General features: G+C 28.3%; 14 protein-coding genes. 13 read left to right on the forward strand and 1 reads right to left on the reverse strand.

The window, feature by feature from the left end; genetic code table 11:
• Nucleotide 1: 1 nt before the first annotated feature.
• The 13 genes from JNUCC81_RS00990 (at nt 2) to tsaD (ending at nt 15388) form a co-directional block, all read left to right on the forward strand.
• The gene (locus JNUCC81_RS00990) at nt 2-784 is read left to right on the forward strand and encodes a double zinc ribbon domain-containing protein (protein WP_454094918.1); all 783 of its coding nucleotides are present in this window, start codon (nt 2-4) and stop codon (nt 782-784) included.
• Nucleotides 785-1433: 649 nt separating this feature from the next.
• The gene (gene hpf / locus JNUCC81_RS00995) at nt 1434-1991 is read left to right on the forward strand and encodes a ribosome hibernation-promoting factor, HPF/YfiA family (RefSeq protein WP_454094919.1); all 558 of its coding nucleotides are present in this window, start codon (nt 1434-1436) and stop codon (nt 1989-1991) included.
• A gap of 135 nt (nt 1992-2126) precedes the next feature.
• Nucleotides 2127-4802, forward strand: coding sequence for a preprotein translocase subunit SecA (gene secA, locus JNUCC81_RS01000; protein ID WP_454094920.1), 2676 nt, complete (start codon nt 2127-2129; stop codon nt 4800-4802).
• Nucleotides 4803-4817: 15 nt separating this feature from the next.
• A protein-coding gene (gene prfB / locus JNUCC81_RS01005; RefSeq protein WP_454094921.1) for a peptide chain release factor 2 occupies nt 4818-5931 on the forward strand; the annotation gives its coding sequence in 2 pieces (ribosomal slippage) (nt 4818-4880 and nt 4882-5931; 1113 coding nt in all).
• Nucleotides 5932-6061: 130 nt separating this feature from the next.
• Nucleotides 6062-8203 (forward strand): Tex family protein, encoded by a 2142-nt coding sequence (locus JNUCC81_RS01010; RefSeq protein ID WP_454094922.1) that lies wholly within the window; start codon nt 6062-6064, stop codon nt 8201-8203.
• A gap of 22 nt (nt 8204-8225) precedes the next feature.
• Nucleotides 8226-9383 carry an amidohydrolase gene (locus tag JNUCC81_RS01015; protein ID WP_454094923.1) on the forward strand — a complete coding sequence of 386 codons (1158 nt, stop codon included), beginning with the start codon at nt 8226-8228 and terminating at the stop codon, nt 9381-9383.
• Between the two features lie 584 nt (nt 9384-9967).
• The gene (locus JNUCC81_RS01020; protein ID WP_454094924.1) at nt 9968-10231 is read left to right on the forward strand and encodes a hypothetical protein; all 264 of its coding nucleotides are present in this window, start codon (nt 9968-9970) and stop codon (nt 10229-10231) included.
• A gap of 216 nt (nt 10232-10447) precedes the next feature.
• On the forward strand, nt 10448-11122 hold the full coding sequence (locus JNUCC81_RS01025; RefSeq protein WP_454094925.1) for a response regulator: 675 nt from the start codon (nt 10448-10450) through the stop codon (nt 11120-11122).
• The gene (locus tag JNUCC81_RS01030; RefSeq protein ID WP_454094926.1) at nt 11112-12527 is read left to right on the forward strand and encodes a sensor histidine kinase; all 1416 of its coding nucleotides are present in this window, start codon (nt 11112-11114) and stop codon (nt 12525-12527) included. The genes JNUCC81_RS01025 and JNUCC81_RS01030 overlap by 11 nt, the downstream gene beginning before the upstream one ends.
• A 228-nt stretch (nt 12528-12755) precedes the next feature.
• On the forward strand, nt 12756-13208 hold the full coding sequence (gene tsaE / locus JNUCC81_RS01035; protein WP_454094927.1) for a tRNA (adenosine(37)-N6)-threonylcarbamoyltransferase complex ATPase subunit type 1 TsaE: 453 nt from the start codon (nt 12756-12758) through the stop codon (nt 13206-13208).
• On the forward strand, nt 13208-13924 hold the full coding sequence (gene tsaB, locus JNUCC81_RS01040) for a tRNA (adenosine(37)-N6)-threonylcarbamoyltransferase complex dimerization subunit type 1 TsaB (protein WP_454094928.1): 717 nt from the start codon (nt 13208-13210) through the stop codon (nt 13922-13924). The genes tsaE and tsaB overlap by 1 nt, the downstream gene beginning before the upstream one ends.
• Complete coding sequence (gene rimI / locus JNUCC81_RS01045; protein WP_454094929.1) at nt 13914-14369, forward strand: ribosomal protein S18-alanine N-acetyltransferase; 456 nt, start codon at nt 13914-13916, stop codon at nt 14367-14369. Before tsaB ends, rimI begins: the two co-directional genes overlap by 11 nt.
• A 2-nt stretch (nt 14370-14371) precedes the next feature.
• Complete coding sequence (gene tsaD / locus JNUCC81_RS01050; protein ID WP_454094930.1) at nt 14372-15388, forward strand: tRNA (adenosine(37)-N6)-threonylcarbamoyltransferase complex transferase subunit TsaD; 1017 nt, start codon at nt 14372-14374, stop codon at nt 15386-15388.
• Nucleotides 15389-15515: 127 nt separating this feature from the next.
• Here tsaD and JNUCC81_RS01055 read toward each other — a convergent pair whose 3' ends face one another.
• A complete protein-coding gene (locus JNUCC81_RS01055) occupies nt 15516-16892 on the reverse strand; it encodes an MATE family efflux transporter (protein ID WP_454094931.1) in 1377 nt (458 codons plus the stop codon).
• Nucleotides 16893-16955: the final 63 nt, after the last annotated feature.

Below are 16955 nucleotides of genomic sequence, written 5' to 3' on the forward strand. Positions count from 1 at the left end.
TATGAATAATAAAGGGATTATTTTCTCTAAAGTATTTAAAGACATAATTAATTTAATTTTAGATTTTATATATCCAGAAAATATAACATGTATAATATGCGATAAACCCATAAGTAAAACTAATACTTATTCAACTTGTAAAAATTGTTTTGAAGAACTACATTTTATACTAGATGGATGTAAAAAATGTGGAAAACCAATAATTAATCATTCTCTAGAAAAACAAGATATAAGCGGATGTAGCAGTTGTTTTAACAAAACCTTCTATTTTGATAAAGCTATATCTTGTATAGAATATAATGATTTGAGTAAAAAGCTTGCTTTAGATTTTAAATATAAAAATAAAACATATATGAGTAAGTATATAGCGCAAATAATGAAAGAAAGACTAGAAATAGAAGATATAAAATTTGATTATATTATGTATGTACCATTACATAAAAACCGTTTAAAGAAAAGAGGGTTTAATCAAGCTCAAAAGATAGGTATAAAATTAAGTAAATTAATTAATATACCAGATGTAGACATTATATATAGAAAATATGATACTGTACAACTATATAAATTAAGTAAAAATGAGCGAAAAAAAGAATTAAGAAATGCATTTATTATAGATGATATAAATAATCTATTAAAAAATAAAAACATACTTCTAATAGATGATATATTTACAACAGGGTCTACTGTAAATGAGATATCAAAAGTCTTAAAACTAAATGGTGTTAATAAAGTATTTGTTATGACTTTGCTTACTAGAGCCTCAGATGCTTATGTTATGGAATAAATTCCTATTGACATATGATTATTAACGTATTAAAATAAATGAGTAATATTTAGGTCTGTGGTTGAAAGTCCAAGCCAGTTGCAGGCAAAGGGATCCACGTAAGTCAACACTAAAAATTGGGTTGATGATCATGGTGCAGCTTAGAAGTAAGACCTACCGATATAAAATCGAGAGAGCTAGTAGTGCGGCGAACCCAAGCGAACCCTCCAGTAGGCGAGTGTGGGGTCAAAAACCAGGTCAGCTAAATATTCAAAGTACCTTATAGGTACTTTTTTTTTATAAAAAATGGTATTCCATAAAAGAGTAAAATATATTAAAAATGGATATTTAGTATAATTTTACGACATAAATTCACAAATTAATAACAACTATTGTTGATATTTGTGGATATATAAAAATAAAAGAATAGCTTAAAATACACAAAACTAGAGTTATTAACAATTCTATCCACATTATCCACAAATCATATGAATATTAGTAATCCACATATTAATAATAAGTATTATAAATTATTAAAAATTAATATATTTTTGGTTGTATATATTAATTTATAAAAGCTAACAATAAAAATAAAGGATTAGCTAAATTAGAGTAGAATACTATATTAAGGTATAAAATTTATACTGCATAACTGAAGGGAGATGTTCTTATGAATATAATAATATCTGGTAAGCAAATGGAACTAACAGAAGGTATAAAGAATACTATTCAAGAAAAACTAGGTAGATTAGATTTTTATATACATCCAGAAACAAGAGTAAATGTTACTGTTAGTGCTTCAAAGTCAAGACAAACAATAGAGGTAACAATAATTCCTATAAATGGACCGATAATTAGAGCAGAAGATTCAGAAGAAAATTTATATGCAGCTATTGATGTTGTATATGATAAATTAAATATGCAATTAAGAAAACTTAAAAATAGATTATTAGATAGACACCAAGATGTTGAAAGTATTAGATTTAATGGTGTTGAAAAAGGTACTACAATTGATTATGAAAAAGACGATGAAGACGATGATTTTGATCAAATAGAAATAAAAAGACATAAAAAATTTGATATAAAGCCAATGAATCCAGAAGAAGCGGTATTACAAATGAATCTTTTACAACATGATTTTTATATGTTTAGAAATATAGAAACTGATGAAATGTCTTTAGTTTATAAACGTAAAAATGGTGGATATGGAATGATAGAACACGAATAACATAATTAAAATAATTAAAAAGCTATCGATAAATTTAATTATCGATAGCTTTTTAATTATAAAGAATATTACATACAGTGTTTTTATGGTAAAATGTATAATAGTATAAAAAATGAGCGAGGAGAGATACTGAACATGGGTTTTTTAGATAATTTATTTAACATGGCAGATAAAAAAGAGCTAAAAAAGTTTAATAAGATAGTAGATGAAATAGATTCATTAGAGCCTAAGTTTGAATCTATGTCTGATAAAGAACTTAAGAATATGACAAACATATTCAAAGAAAGATTAAACAACGGTGAGACAATAGATGACATCTTAGCAGAAGCTTTTGCAGTAATAAGAGAAGCTTCTAAAAGAGTATTAGGGATGAGACACTATAGAGTACAGCTTATAGGTGGAATTGTGCTTCATCAAGGAAGAATAGCGGAAATGAAAACTGGGGAAGGTAAAACACTAGTTGCTACTGCGCCAGTTTACTTAAATGCTCTTACAGGAAAGGGAGTTCATGTAGTTACAGTAAATGACTACCTAGCAAAACGTGATAAAGAGCAAATGGGTAAAATATATGAATTCTTAGGGCTTACAGTAGGGGTTATAGTTCATGGACAAAACCCTCAAGAAAGAAGAGCTCAATATCAATGTGATATAACTTATGGAACAAACAATGAATATGGGTTTGACTACCTAAAAGACAATATGGTAATACACAAAGAGCAAATGGTTCAAAGAGAACTAAATTATGCAATAGTTGATGAGGTTGACTCTATACTTGTAGATGAGGCTAGAACACCTCTTATAATATCAGGACCTGGAGATAAATCTACACATTTATATTCAGATGCTAATACTTTTGTATTAACATTAAAACCTGAAAATTATGAAATCGATGAAAAGCAAAAATCGGTATCTTTAACTGATTCAGGAATACAAAAGGCAGAAGTTTATTTTAACGTTGATAACTTAACAGATATAGCTCATACAGAATTATATCACCATATAAATCAAGCATTAAAAGCTCATACAATAATGAAGCGTGATGTAGACTATGTTTCTAAAGATGGAGAAATAGTAATAGTTGATGAATTTACAGGGAGACTTATGTTTGGTAGAAGGTATTCAGAAGGATTACACCAAGCAATAGAAGCTAAAGAAGGATTAAGGATACAAAGAGAATCTAAAACATTAGCAACTGTAACATTCCAAAATTACTTTAGAATGTATAATAAAATCGCTGGTATGACTGGTACTGCTAAAACTGAGGAAGAAGAATTTAAAGCAATATACAAAATGGATGTTGTTCAAATACCAACAAACAGACCAATACAAAGAGATGACTTATCGGATGCTGTTTATAAAAATGTAAGAGGGAAATTTAATGCAGTAGTTGAAGATATAATAGAAAGAAGTAAATTAAAACAACCAATACTTGTTGGTACTGTTTCAATAGAAAACTCTGAATTAATATCTCAACTTTTAAAAAGAAGGGGAGTTAAGCATGAAGTATTAAATGCTAAGCACCATGATAAAGAGGCAGAGATAATAGCACAAGCTGGTAGATTAGGAGCAGTAACAATAGCTACTAACATGGCAGGTCGTGGTACAGATATAGTTCTTGGAGGAAATCCTACATTTTTAACTAAAAAAGAAATGAAAAAGATAGGATATGCTGAATCTATAATAAATAGAGTAGACGCATCATTAGAAGGTATAGAAAAAGAAGGTAATGAAGAATTATTTGTAGCTAGAGAAAAATATGAAAAGCTATATAAAGACTTCAAGAAAAAATGTGAAGAAGAACAAGCTCAAGTTATAGAAGCTGGTGGTTTAGCTATAATAGGTACAGAAAGACATGAATCTAGAAGAATAGATAACCAGTTAAGAGGACGTGCTGGTCGTCAAGGAGATAAAGGTAGTTCAAGATTCTATATATCATTAGAAGATGATCTTATGAGATTATTTGGTAGTGAGAGAATATCTGCGATGGTAGAAAAAATAGGTCTTGAGGAAGATATGCCTATAGAGCATAAGATGTTAACTAAATCTATAGAAGGTGCACAAAAGAAAGTTGAAGGTAGAAACTTCGGAATAAGAAAGCACGTACTTCAATATGATGATGTTATGAATAAGCAAAGAGAGACAATATATGCAGAAAGAAGACGTGTATTAGAGGGTGAAAATCTTCAAGAACAAATTCAAAGTATGATTCATTCTTTAATAGAAGATGCAGCAAATGCTTATGCTGAAGAAAAAGGAATAAATATAGATGGATTTAAAGATTATATGTACCATCAATTTATGCCAAAGGGAAGTATAGAAATACCAGATATAGAAAAGCTTAATACAGCTGAATTAGTAGAAGCTGTATATGAAATAGCTATGAAAATGTACAATGGGAAAGAAGAAAGAATAGGATCAGAAAGAATGAGAGAAGTAGAAAGAGTAATACTTCTTCAATCAGTTGATAGCCATTGGATAGATCATATAGATGCTATGGATCAATTACGTCAAGGTATAGGACTTCGTGCAATAGGTCAGCAAGATCCAGTTATAGCATATACAAATGAAGGATTTGAAATGTTTAACGAAATGAATATGCATATAAAAGAAGATACTATAAAATATTTATTTAATATAACTGTAGAAGAACAACCTGTAGAAAGAAAACAAATTATAGATGTTGATCACTTATCTTCTAATATAACAGATGGAGAAGAAAGTAAGACTGTTAAAAAAGATGAAGATATTGGAAGAAATGAAGATTGTCCATGTGGAAGTGGAAAGAAATATAAAAAGTGCTGTGGAAGATAATTTTGGAGGATCCAAATGTTAAATATACAAGAATATAGACACAACTTAGAGCTTATGGGTTCAAATATAGAAGAAATGAGGGACTCTCTTTGACATTGCTTCACTATTAATTAAAATAGAAGAAAATGAAGCTAAAATGAATGAGCAAGATTTTTGGAATGACAATGAAATGGCTCAAAAAGTTCTTCAAGAAAATAAGACTTTAAAAGAAACAGTGGATGAATATAATAAACTAAAGGAAGCTTTAGAGGATATAGAAGTTTTAATAGAAATTGGATTAGAGGAAAAAGATCCATCTATTGAAAAGGAAATAGAAAGCTCTATAGTTATATTACAAAAAGAGATAGATATTGTAAGAATAAAAACTCTTTTAAGTGGAGAGTATGATAAAAATAATGCAATATTATCTATAAATGCAGGAACAGGTGGATTAGATGCTCAAGACTGGGCGCAAATGTTACTTAGAATGTATATAAGATGGGGCGAATCTAAAGACTATAAAGTTAAACTTTTAGACATATTATCAGATCCGGCTGCTGGAATAAAAAGTGCTACGTTGCTTATAGAAGGTTTAAATGCTTATGGTTACTTAAGAAGTGAAAAAGGAGTTCATAGAATTGTAAGAATATCTCCTTTTGATCCATCAGGTAAAAGGCATACTTCATTTGCATCAATAGACATTACTCCGGAACTTGATGATAGTATAGATGTTAAGATAAATCCAGTTGATTTAAAAGTGGATACTTATAGAGCATCTGGAGCTGGAGGTCAGCACGTAAATACTACTGATTCAGCAGTAAGAATAACGCACATTCCTACAGGAGTAGTAGTTCAGTGCCAAAATGAAAGATCTCAGCATAAAAATAAAGATAGAGCGATGAAAATGCTTATGGCAAAACTTATAGAGCTAAAAGGACTTGAGAATAAAGAAAGAATTGAAGATATTCAAGGCAAATACTCTCAAATAACTTGGGGAAGCCAGATAAGGTCATATGTGTTTCAGCCATACAAACTAGTAAAAGACCATAGAACTAATGTAGAAATGGGAAATGTAGATAGTGTTATGGATGGAAATATAGATTTATTTATAAATGAGTACTTAAAAATGAATAAGTCAAAAAATAATTAAAATAAGGGCTTGAGAATTTAATTCTTGAGCCTTTATTTGAGCAACGGACAAAGTCATTGGCGAAATGAGCATAGCTAATTTTTGATCAACGAGCTTAAAATAAACTACATACGAAAGAGAAGTGATTCTTATGAATATAAATGAAATATTAAAAAAAGAATTTAATCTTAGAGATGAGCAAATAAATAATACAATAAAACTTATAGATGAGGGAAATACAATACCATTTATAGCTAGATATAGAAAAGAAATGACTGGTGAAATGAGTGACGTTATATTAAGAGAATTTCACGATAAATTAGTATACTTAAGAAATTTACAAAGTAGAAAAGAAGATGTACTAAGAATTATAGAAGAACAAGGAAAACTTACAGAAGAAATAAAAATAAATGTTAATAATGCAAATACACTACAAGAAGTAGAAGATATATATACTCCATTTAAGCAAAAGAAAAGAACTAGAGCTACAATTGCAAAGGAAAAAGGATTAGAAAATTTAGCATTAGATATATTAAATAAAAATATAAATAATCTAGAAGAAGAAGCAAAAAAATATATAAATGAAGAAAAAGAAGTTAATTCTTCTGATGATGCTATAAAAGGTGCTAAAGATATAATAGCTGAAATAATATCTGATGACGCTAAAATAAGAAAATATATAAGAGATTTATCATTAAGAGAAGGGGTATTAGTAACAAAGAATACTAAAGAAGAAAAATCAGTTTATGATATGTATTATGATTATAGTGAAGGTGTAAGAACTATTGCACCTCATAGAGTTTTAGCCATAAATAGAGGGGAAAAAGAAGACTTCCTAAAAGTAAAATTAGAAATTAATAATGAAAAAGTTATAAATAATATAATAAATGAATATGTAAAAAATAATAACTTTAAAAATAAAGAAACAATAGTATCATCTATTGAAGATGCATACAAAAGATTAATATTCCCTTCAATAGAGAGAGAAGTTAGAAATCATTTAACTGAAATAGCTCAAGAAAGAGCTATAAATGTATTTGGACAAAATATAAAAGGATTGCTATTACAAGCTCCTGTAAAAGATAAAGTGGTTATGGGATTTGATCCAGCTTTTAGAACTGGGTGTAAGATAGCTGTAGTTGATAAAAATGGTAAATTACTAGATACAACGACAGTGTATCCAACTGAGCCTCAAAATAACGTAGAAGGTGCTAAAAAGACTTTAAAGGAATTAATATCAAAATACAATATAGACATAATTGCAATAGGAAATGGAACTGCATCAAGAGAATCTGAAAAATTTGTTTCAGACATGATAAAAGAAATAGAAAGAGAAGTTCAATATGTAATAGTTAGTGAAGCAGGAGCATCAGTTTACTCAGCATCAGAACTTGCAAGTGAAGAACACCCGGATATAAATGTATCTTTAAGAGGTGCAATATCAATAGGTAGAAGGCTACAAGACCCACTTGCTGAACTTGTTAAAATAGACCCTAAAAGTATTGGTGTAGGTCAATATCAGCACGACTTAAATCAAAAAAGACTTGAAGGAGTATTAGGTGGAGTAGTAGAAGACTCTGTAAATAGTGTGGGTGTAGACTTAAATACAGCATCATACTCTTTATTAGAGCATATTGCGGGTATAAGTAAATCAATAGCTAAAAACATAATTGTATATAGAGAAGAAAATGGGGATTTCTCATCAAGATCACAACTAAAGAAAGTTAAAAGATTAGGACCTCAAGCATTTACTCAATGTGCAGGATTTATGAGAATACTAGATGCCAAAAATCCATTAGATAATACTGGAGTTCATCCAGAAAGCTATGATATATGTAAGAATATGTTAGACACTTTAGGATATTCTCTTAAAGATATAGAGAATAAAAACATAGAAGATATAGATTCAAAAGTTAATGAAATAGGATTAAAAGAATTAAGCGAAAGATTAGAAGTAGGGAAAGTAACTTTAAAAGATATAATTTCTGAAATTAAAAAACCAGGAAGAGACCCTAGAGAAGAAGGTATAAAGCCTATACTTAGAACTGATGTATTAAAAATAGAAGATATCAAAGAAGGTATGATGCTAAAGGGAACTGTAAGAAATGTAGTAGACTTTGGAGCATTCGTAGATATTGGAATAAAAAATGATGGATTAGTTCATAAGTCTCAAATGAGTAAATCATTTGTAAAAGACCCTATGACAGTAGTTACAGTAGGAGATATTGTAGATGTTATTGTTATAGGTGTTGATATGAACAAGCAAAGAGTGGCTTTATCAATGAAGATATAAGCTATATCAGGAGGAGATAATAATGATATTTATAAAAAATGGAACTATAAATACAGTAACAAACGGAATAATAAAAGGTGATATTCTTATAGAAGATGGAAAAATAAAAGCAATAGGAGTAAATTTAGAAATACCGTCAGGTGCAGAAACTATAGATGCTAATGGGAGGCAAGTATTTCCTGGATTTATAGATGCTCATACTCATTTAGGATTATGGGAAGATGGTATGGGGTTTGAAGGTGCTGATGGCAATGAAGAAACTGATCCAATAACACCTCAATTAAATCCAATAGATGGAATTAATCCAATGGATAGAAACTTTACAGAAGCATTACAAGGCGGTATAACAGCGGTATGTACTACACCTGGAAGTGCAAATGTAATGGGAGGGCAATGTATAGCTATAAAAACTTTTGGTAGAAGAATTGATAATATGGTTATAAAAAATCCTGTTGCTTCAAAGATTGCATTTGGAGAAAATCCAAAATCTTGTTATGGTAGAGATGAAAAAATGCCTCAAACAAGAATGGCAATAGCATCTCTTTTAAGAGAAAATCTAAAAAAAGCAGAAGAATACTTAGATGAAATAGAGTTATACATGGAACATGAAGACCATGATAAGCCAGAATATGATATAAGGATGGAAAGTTTAATTCCAGTACTTAAGAAAGAGATACCTTTTAAAGTTCATGCCCATAGAGCCGATGATATATTTACAGCAATAAGAATAGCTAAAGAATTTGATGTTAATATTACATTGGACCATTGTACAGAGGGACATCTTATAGCAGAAGATTTGTTAGAAGAAGGATACCCAACAATAGTAGGGCCATCATTATCTGAAAGATCTAAAATAGAATTAAGAAACTTAACATTTGAAACGGCAGGAATCCTTTCAAACACTGGAGTTAATGTTTCATTAACAACAGATCATCCAGTAATACCAGTACAATATCTTCCAATATGTGCAGGTATAGCTGTAAAGCATGGTATGAAAAAGAATGAAGCTATAAAGTCTATGACTATAAATCCAGCTAAAACTTTAGGTATAGACGATAAAGTAGGTTCTATAGAAGTTGGAAAAGATGCAGATATAGTTATATGGGATGGATCTCCTCTTGAAATTCAAAGTAATGTATTGTTCACGATAATAAATGGAAAAATAGTTTATAAAAAATAAACTATCATAATTTCTACACAATTTAATTGTACTATATCAGTATATAAAATATTGATATAGAGGTGATTTAATATGAATAATATAACAACTTTCATAATTGCAGGTGGAATTTTGATATCTATGCTATGTTTAGTATTATATTCTGATTCTAAATGTATCTATGATAAAATGCATAAAAAATAAAAAATATCCCCACTTTAAATTTAAAGTGGGGATATTTTTTAGCACACTCAGTAGTTTTTCCGCAGTATGATTTATTATTTTTGAATAAGAAAAAGAATAATCCACCTATAATTAGTGGGCACATAAATGGTACGATAAATGATAGCCCTAGAGCAGTGTTAGAAGAGTAGAAGCCTATTAAGATTAATAATATAGGGATTATACAACATAAAGATAATGGTAAAAAACGCTTTAAATTTTTATTAGTTTCTTTATTCATTTAAATTAACCTCCATAAATTTGATAAGATAATGATACTTAAAAAGTGTGAATAAAATATGAAAGCCAATATTCATATTTTATTCATAATTTTACGATATTCTACATATAGAAATAAAATTTTAAAAAGGGAAGTGAATTTTATGAGAAAAAAGATAATAGGTACATTAGGATTAGGTTTAGTAATAGGGGCAATGGGAATTACATCATTTGCAAATGAAAAGAGTCAAAATATTTCAGATGTAAATTTAAACAATGCAGTTCAAAATGAAGCTACATTTAAAGTATTAAATAAAGAAAATAATCAATATGAGCAAATAGATAAAAACGAGTATAATTCAAACACACAAAATCCAAACAATAGACCTCAATATATGAATCCAGCAAATTGTTGTAATTATAATTAATAAAAAAGTTTAGGCTATTTAGCCTAAACTTTTTTATTTAACAACAGTTATTTTATTTGATAACTTCACCTAACTAATTAAATTTTTATATTATAGTAAAAATTTAAAATATGAAAAAATACGAATAAATTTTAAAACACATCATAAAAAATATATAATTGTGTGGTATATATTTTATATAAAATTAAAAATATACATCATAAGGGAGGTTTAAATATGTTTAATATATTAATAGTAGATGATGAAGAGAAAATAACGCAGGTTATAAAGGCTTATTTAGATAAAGAAGGATATAATTGTAAGGTTGCAAATACAGGAATAGATGCTATTAATTATTTTAAGGAAAATGAATTTGATTTAATCATATTAGACAGGATGTTACCAGATATAAGTGGAGAAGAAATATGTGAAATAATAAGAAAAGAATCCATGGTTCACATAATAATGTTAACAGCTAAAACAGAAGATGAAGATGTAATAGACGGATTTAATATAGGATGTGATGATTATGTATGTAAGCCGTTTAATGTTAAAGAACTAGTTTTAAGAGCGAAGGCTGTTTTTAGAAAGTTAGATGTAGAAAATAAAGATGCATTAAAATTTGGGGATGAGCTTGAAATAAACACACTATCTCATCAGGTTAAGGCAAGAGGAGAGGAAGTATACTTGACTAATACTGAGTATAAAATACTTTTAACTTTAGCTAAAAATCCAAAAAAAATATTTGATAGAGAAAGACTATTAGAATTAGCAGTGGAAGAATACTATGAAAAAATGGATAGAATTATAGATGCACATATAAAAAATTTACGACAAAAAATAGAACTAGACACAAAGAGACCTAAAATTATACAAACTCTATATGGGGTAGGATATAAATTTGGATTATAAAAATAAGAAACTAAATCTTAATAAAAGGTTAATTATTTCATTAGTATCGGTTATTTTATTAGTCGTAATAAGCATTGGCGTAGCAATAAATAGTGTGTTTAAAGAAAAGTTTGCAATATATATATCTAAAAATAATGAAAAAGAAATTTCAAACGTAATAGATTCAATACAATCTGAATATAAAAACGGTGAATGGAACTTATATAATATAAATGAAATTGGTAAAAATGCAATATCGAAAGGTAGATTTATAGAGCTATACGACAATAGCAATAATTTAGCTTGGAGTGCATTTGAGTATAATAATAAATTATGTCATCAAACTATGAATAACATAGAAAGTAATATGCACAATATGTATCCAAAATGGAGTGGAGAATATAAAGATGAAACTTTTGAATTAAAAAATGAAAGTGGAGAATATATAGGTCACATAAATGTTGGTTCTTATGGATCTTTTTATTATATGGATGAAGAAGTAGATTTTTTAAAGGAAATAAATAAAGTAGTTATATTAATAGCAATTATAACTACAATAGTTACAGTAATAATAGCAATTATAATATCAAATAATATATCAAAGCCTATCGAAGTCGTATCTAATATGGCAGATACAATAGGAGAGGGCGGTTATGATTGCAAACTAGATTATGAAAGTAATATAGTTGAAATAGATAATCTTATAAAATCGATAAATGAATTAGCACTTAAACTAGATGAACAAGAAAGACTGAGAAAAAGATTAACTACTGATATTTCTCACGAGCTTAGAACACCTCTTACAAGTATTCAAACTCATCTAGAAGCAATAATAGATGGTGTATGGGAACCGAGCCCTGAAAGATTAAATAGCGTTAATGAAGAAGTAATAAGGCTTACGAGCTTAGTAAATCAGTTAAAAAATTTATCAAAGTTTGATAGTGATAAAAGTAAACTAAACTTAAGTGAAGTCAATTTAAATCAACTTATGAAAAATATAGTTTATAATAATCAAGGAAAAGCGTTAGAAAAAAATATAAATATAAAATTTGAGTTAGAAGATATAAATACGTATTTAGATAGAGAAAAAATATCTCAGTTAATAGTAAATTTATTATCTAATGCTATTAGGTATACTAACGAAAATGGAAATATATATTTAAGACTATATAAAAAAGATAATCATATAAAAATACATTTTAAAGATGATGGAATTGGAATACCTAAAGAAAGTCTAAATTATATATTTGAAAGATTTTATAGAGTCGATGAATCAAGAAGTAAACATACTGGAGGTATAGGTGTTGGCCTTACGATTGTAAAATCAATAGTTGATTTGCATAAAGGAAAGATAGATGTAAAAAGTAAAGTAAATCAAGGTAGTGAATTTATAATTACTTTACCGATAATTGATAAAATACATTAAACAATAAAAATATAATATATTTTAAGAGCATGGGCCAAAGGTTAGTTAGGTTCATGCTATTTTTATATAATGTAAATTATACTATTTATCTAAGAAGTCAACAATATTAGATAATATTATATATATAAAGCCTTTATAATAATAGATGGTTATACTATAATAATATCTAGTTGATAATTATAAAATGATAATTTGTGATATACACAAAATATAACGGAGATGAAAAATATGATTAATATATATCTAGAAAATGAAGAAAAAACAAAAGAAATTGGATATAAGCTAGGAACATTATTACAGCCGGGAAGTGTAATATGTTTAATTGGAGACTTAGGTGCAGGAAAAACTACTATGACTCAAAGTTTAGCAAAAGCTTTAGAGGTTGATGATTATATAACTAGTCCAACATTTACAATAGTAAATGAATATGAAGGTAAAATGCCTCTATACCATTTTGATGTATATAGAATAGGTAGTAGTGATGAAATGTATGATATCGGATATGATGAATATATAAATGGAGAGGGTGTATGTATAATTGAATGGGCTAATTTAATAGAAGACATACTTCCAGATGAATATTTACAGATAGAATTAAGGTATAAAGATATGTCTAGAGAGATGATATTAAATCCAGTTGGAAAAAGATATGAAAAACTAGTTGAGGAGCTGACTAAATAATGAAGATTTTAGGAATAGATACATCTTCAATGGCTACAAGTGTAGCTGTTATAGAAGATAACAAATTAATATGTGAGTATACTGTAAATACAAAGAAAACTCATTCACAAAAACTTATGCTAATGATAGAAAATATGCTTAAAATAAGTGATTTAGATGTTAATGAAATGGATTTAATTTCAGTTTGTGAAGGTCCAGGATCATTTACAGGACTTAGAATAAGCATGGCAACTGCAAAAGCAATTGCTCATGTAAATAAATTACCTATAGTAGGAGTTAATTCATTAGAATTATTAGCGGCAAATATGAATCTTTGTGATAAAAAAATATGTTCAATACTAGATGCACAAAGAACACAAGTATATAGCGGGCAATATAAATTTGAAAATAATGAAGTAGTAGAATTAAAAAATATAGATGTAGTTGAAATAGATGATTTAATAGAAGAGTTAAAAAACTCTAAGGAAGATTGGATTATAGTTGGGGAAGCAGTTTATAAGTATGAAGATAAGATAAAGGACATAGAAAATATACATATAGCAGCTCCATCTCATAATGTAAGTAAGGCAAGTAGCTTATGTTCTGTAGCTATTAATAAATACAATAAAAATATAGATGTTTATGATTGTTACAATATAAACCCTGTATATATTAGAAAATCTCAAGCAGAAGTTCAATACGATGAGAAAATGAAGAGGTTAAATGATGGAAAATAATTTAGTTATAGAGATGATGACATCTAAAGATATAGATGGAGTTTTTGAAGTAGAAAAAAACTGTTTTGAACATCATTGGTCTAAAGATGCATTTAGCAAAGAATTAAAAAATGATGTAGCAAGATACCTTGTAGCAAAGATTGATGGCAAAGTTGTAGGGTATGTAGGAATATGGTTTGTTATGGATGAAGGGCATATTACTAATGTTGCAGTACATAGCGATTATAGAGGAAGAAAAATCGGTGATGAGCTAGTAAAAAAATTAGTTAAATTATGCAAAGAAAATAAAATAGTATCAATGACTTTAGAAGTTAGAGTTTCTAATATAGTTGCTCAAAATTTATATAAAAAATATGGATTCAAATTAGCGGGAATTAGAAAAGAATATTATAGTGATAATAAAGAAGATGCTATGATAATGTGGAATGACGTAAAGGCGGTGTAAGTGTGAAAGATATAATAACATTAGCTGTAGAGAGTAGCTGTGATGAGACATCTGTTGCAGTACTTAAAAACGGTAGAGAAGTACTATCAAATATAATTAACACTCAAATAGATTTACATAAAAAATTTGGTGGAGTAGTACCAGAGGTTGCATCAAGAAAACATATAGAAAATATAGATGTAGTATTACAAGAAGCTTTAGATAAAGCAAATATCACTTTAAATGATATAGATCATATAGCAGTAACTTATGGACCAGGATTAGTAGGAGCATTATTAGTAGGATTATCTCATGCAAAGGCTCTTGCATTTACGTTAAGTAAACCACTAGTAGGAGTTAACCATATAGAGGGCCATGTTAGTGCTAACTATATAGAACATAAAGATTTAAAACCGCCATTTATAACACTAATAGTATCTGGTGGTCATACTCATTTAGTTGAAGTTAAAGATTATGGAGAATATGAAATATTAGGAAGAACTAGAGATGATGCATCTGGAGAAGCATTTGATAAAATAGCTAGAGCTATGGGATTAGGATATCCAGGTGGACCTATTGTAGATAGACTAGCTAAAGAAGGTAATAAAAAAGCGATAGATTTCCCAAGAGCTTATTTAGATGAAGGATATGACTTTAGCTTTAGTGGATTAAAGTCAGCAGTTTTAAATTACTTAAATGCTAAGAAAATGAAAAAAGAAGAAATAGTTGTAGAAGATGTTTGTGCATCATTCCAGGAAGCAGTAGTTGAAGTATTATCTAAAAAAGCTATAAAAGCGGCTAAAGAAAAAGGGTATGACACAATAACTCTTGCAGGTGGAGTCGCTTGTAACTCAGCTCTTAGAGAAAAAATTACACAATTAGGAAAAGAAAATAATATAGATATAAAATATCCACCATTAGTATTATGTACAGATAATGCTGCAATGATAGGATGTGCAGGATATTACAACTTTATTAAAGGTAGAGTTGATGATATGAGTTTAAATGCAGTTCCAAATTTAAAAATAGGGCAAAGATAAAATTCGCTTTGCTCATATCGCCAACGATATATCTTCGCTAACACATCAGATATATACGTTGCTAAAAATTTATTTATATGTAATATAAAAAGAGTATTTCTAAATTTTTAGAAATACTCTTTTTATATTAATCTATTTCTTTTACAATATTTGTGGCCCATTTTTTAGATAAAGCTCTTGGCATTCCGAATATAAACTTAACTATTTCTTCACTGTAAGTAAGAAGAACTAATACATATATTGGAGCACCCTTTAAAGCTGCTAAAAATGTTAAAGGAATTGATACTAGCCACATACATCCTAGTTCTAAGAATAATGCATACTTTGTATCTCCACCACTCCTAAGTATACCTATAACAAGTAATACGTTAAAAGATTTAAGAGCCATTAATACACCCATAATAATAAAGATTTTAGTTATATCTGGAGCAAGGCTATTAGATACTGTAAATACCTTTAATAGTATTGGAATATTTAAAATTAAAAGTCCTCCAAATATTAAACCTGCTAAGAATACTAAAATAGAGAACTTTTTAGCATAAGTTATTGCTCTATTTATATAATCTGCACCAAGTTCGTTTCCAAGCATTATAGCTGCACCGTTTGCTATACAAACAGCTGTCATTATAAAGAAATTACCTGTACTAGTAGCAATTTGACTTGCAGCAATAGCCGAAGTTCCAGCTTTTGAATATGCGACTGAGTATAGTACAGTTCCAACTGCCCATAAAGAATCATTTAGAAATATCGGTAAACTTTTAGCTAAAAGCGAATTAATAAATTCAGAGTTTAAGCTTTTTAAATTGTCTATTCCAAATCTTAAGATATAATCTTTCTTTAAAAAATATACGTAGCCAATTATTAAAATTAATTCTATTAATCTAGCTATAACAGTTGCAAGTGCTGCACCTTTAACACCTAGTGCAGGAAGACCAAGATTTCCAAATATAAGACCATAATTTAAAACTATATTTACGCATAAAGCTATAGCACTACAAAACATACCAAGCTTAGGGTTTCTAACACCTCTTGAACCCATACTAAAAACAGTACTAATTGCTATCATAGGATAACAAAATACTACTATAGAAAAATATTCGATACATTGTTTAACAACTTCTGGGTCGTAAGAGAATATGTTTATTATTTTAGTAGGTATTATTAAAGCAGGGATTAAAAATACTAGACTAAGAATAATAGCTAAAATGGTACTAATCCCTGTTACCTTTCTTATATTATTTACATCACTTTTTCCGAAAAACTGAGATATAAAAACTCCTGCACCTCCAGTAATTCCGCTTAATGACATGTTAAATAAAAAGAAAAATTGATTTGCCACACCGATTGATGCAACTGATGTTTCTCCTAAGCTACTAATCATAACAGTATCTATTACGTTAACAGAAGTAGAAATAAGATTTTGAATAATAATAGGTATACATAAAGATATAAGTACTTTGTAAAATCTCTTATTTTCATCTTTTAAAGATAATTTTCCTTCCAAATAATCACCTCGTTATATAAATTTTATGATATAAATAATACCATAAGATATTAATAATGTAAC

This window comes from Faecalimicrobium sp. JNUCC 81 (assembly GCF_053667625.1).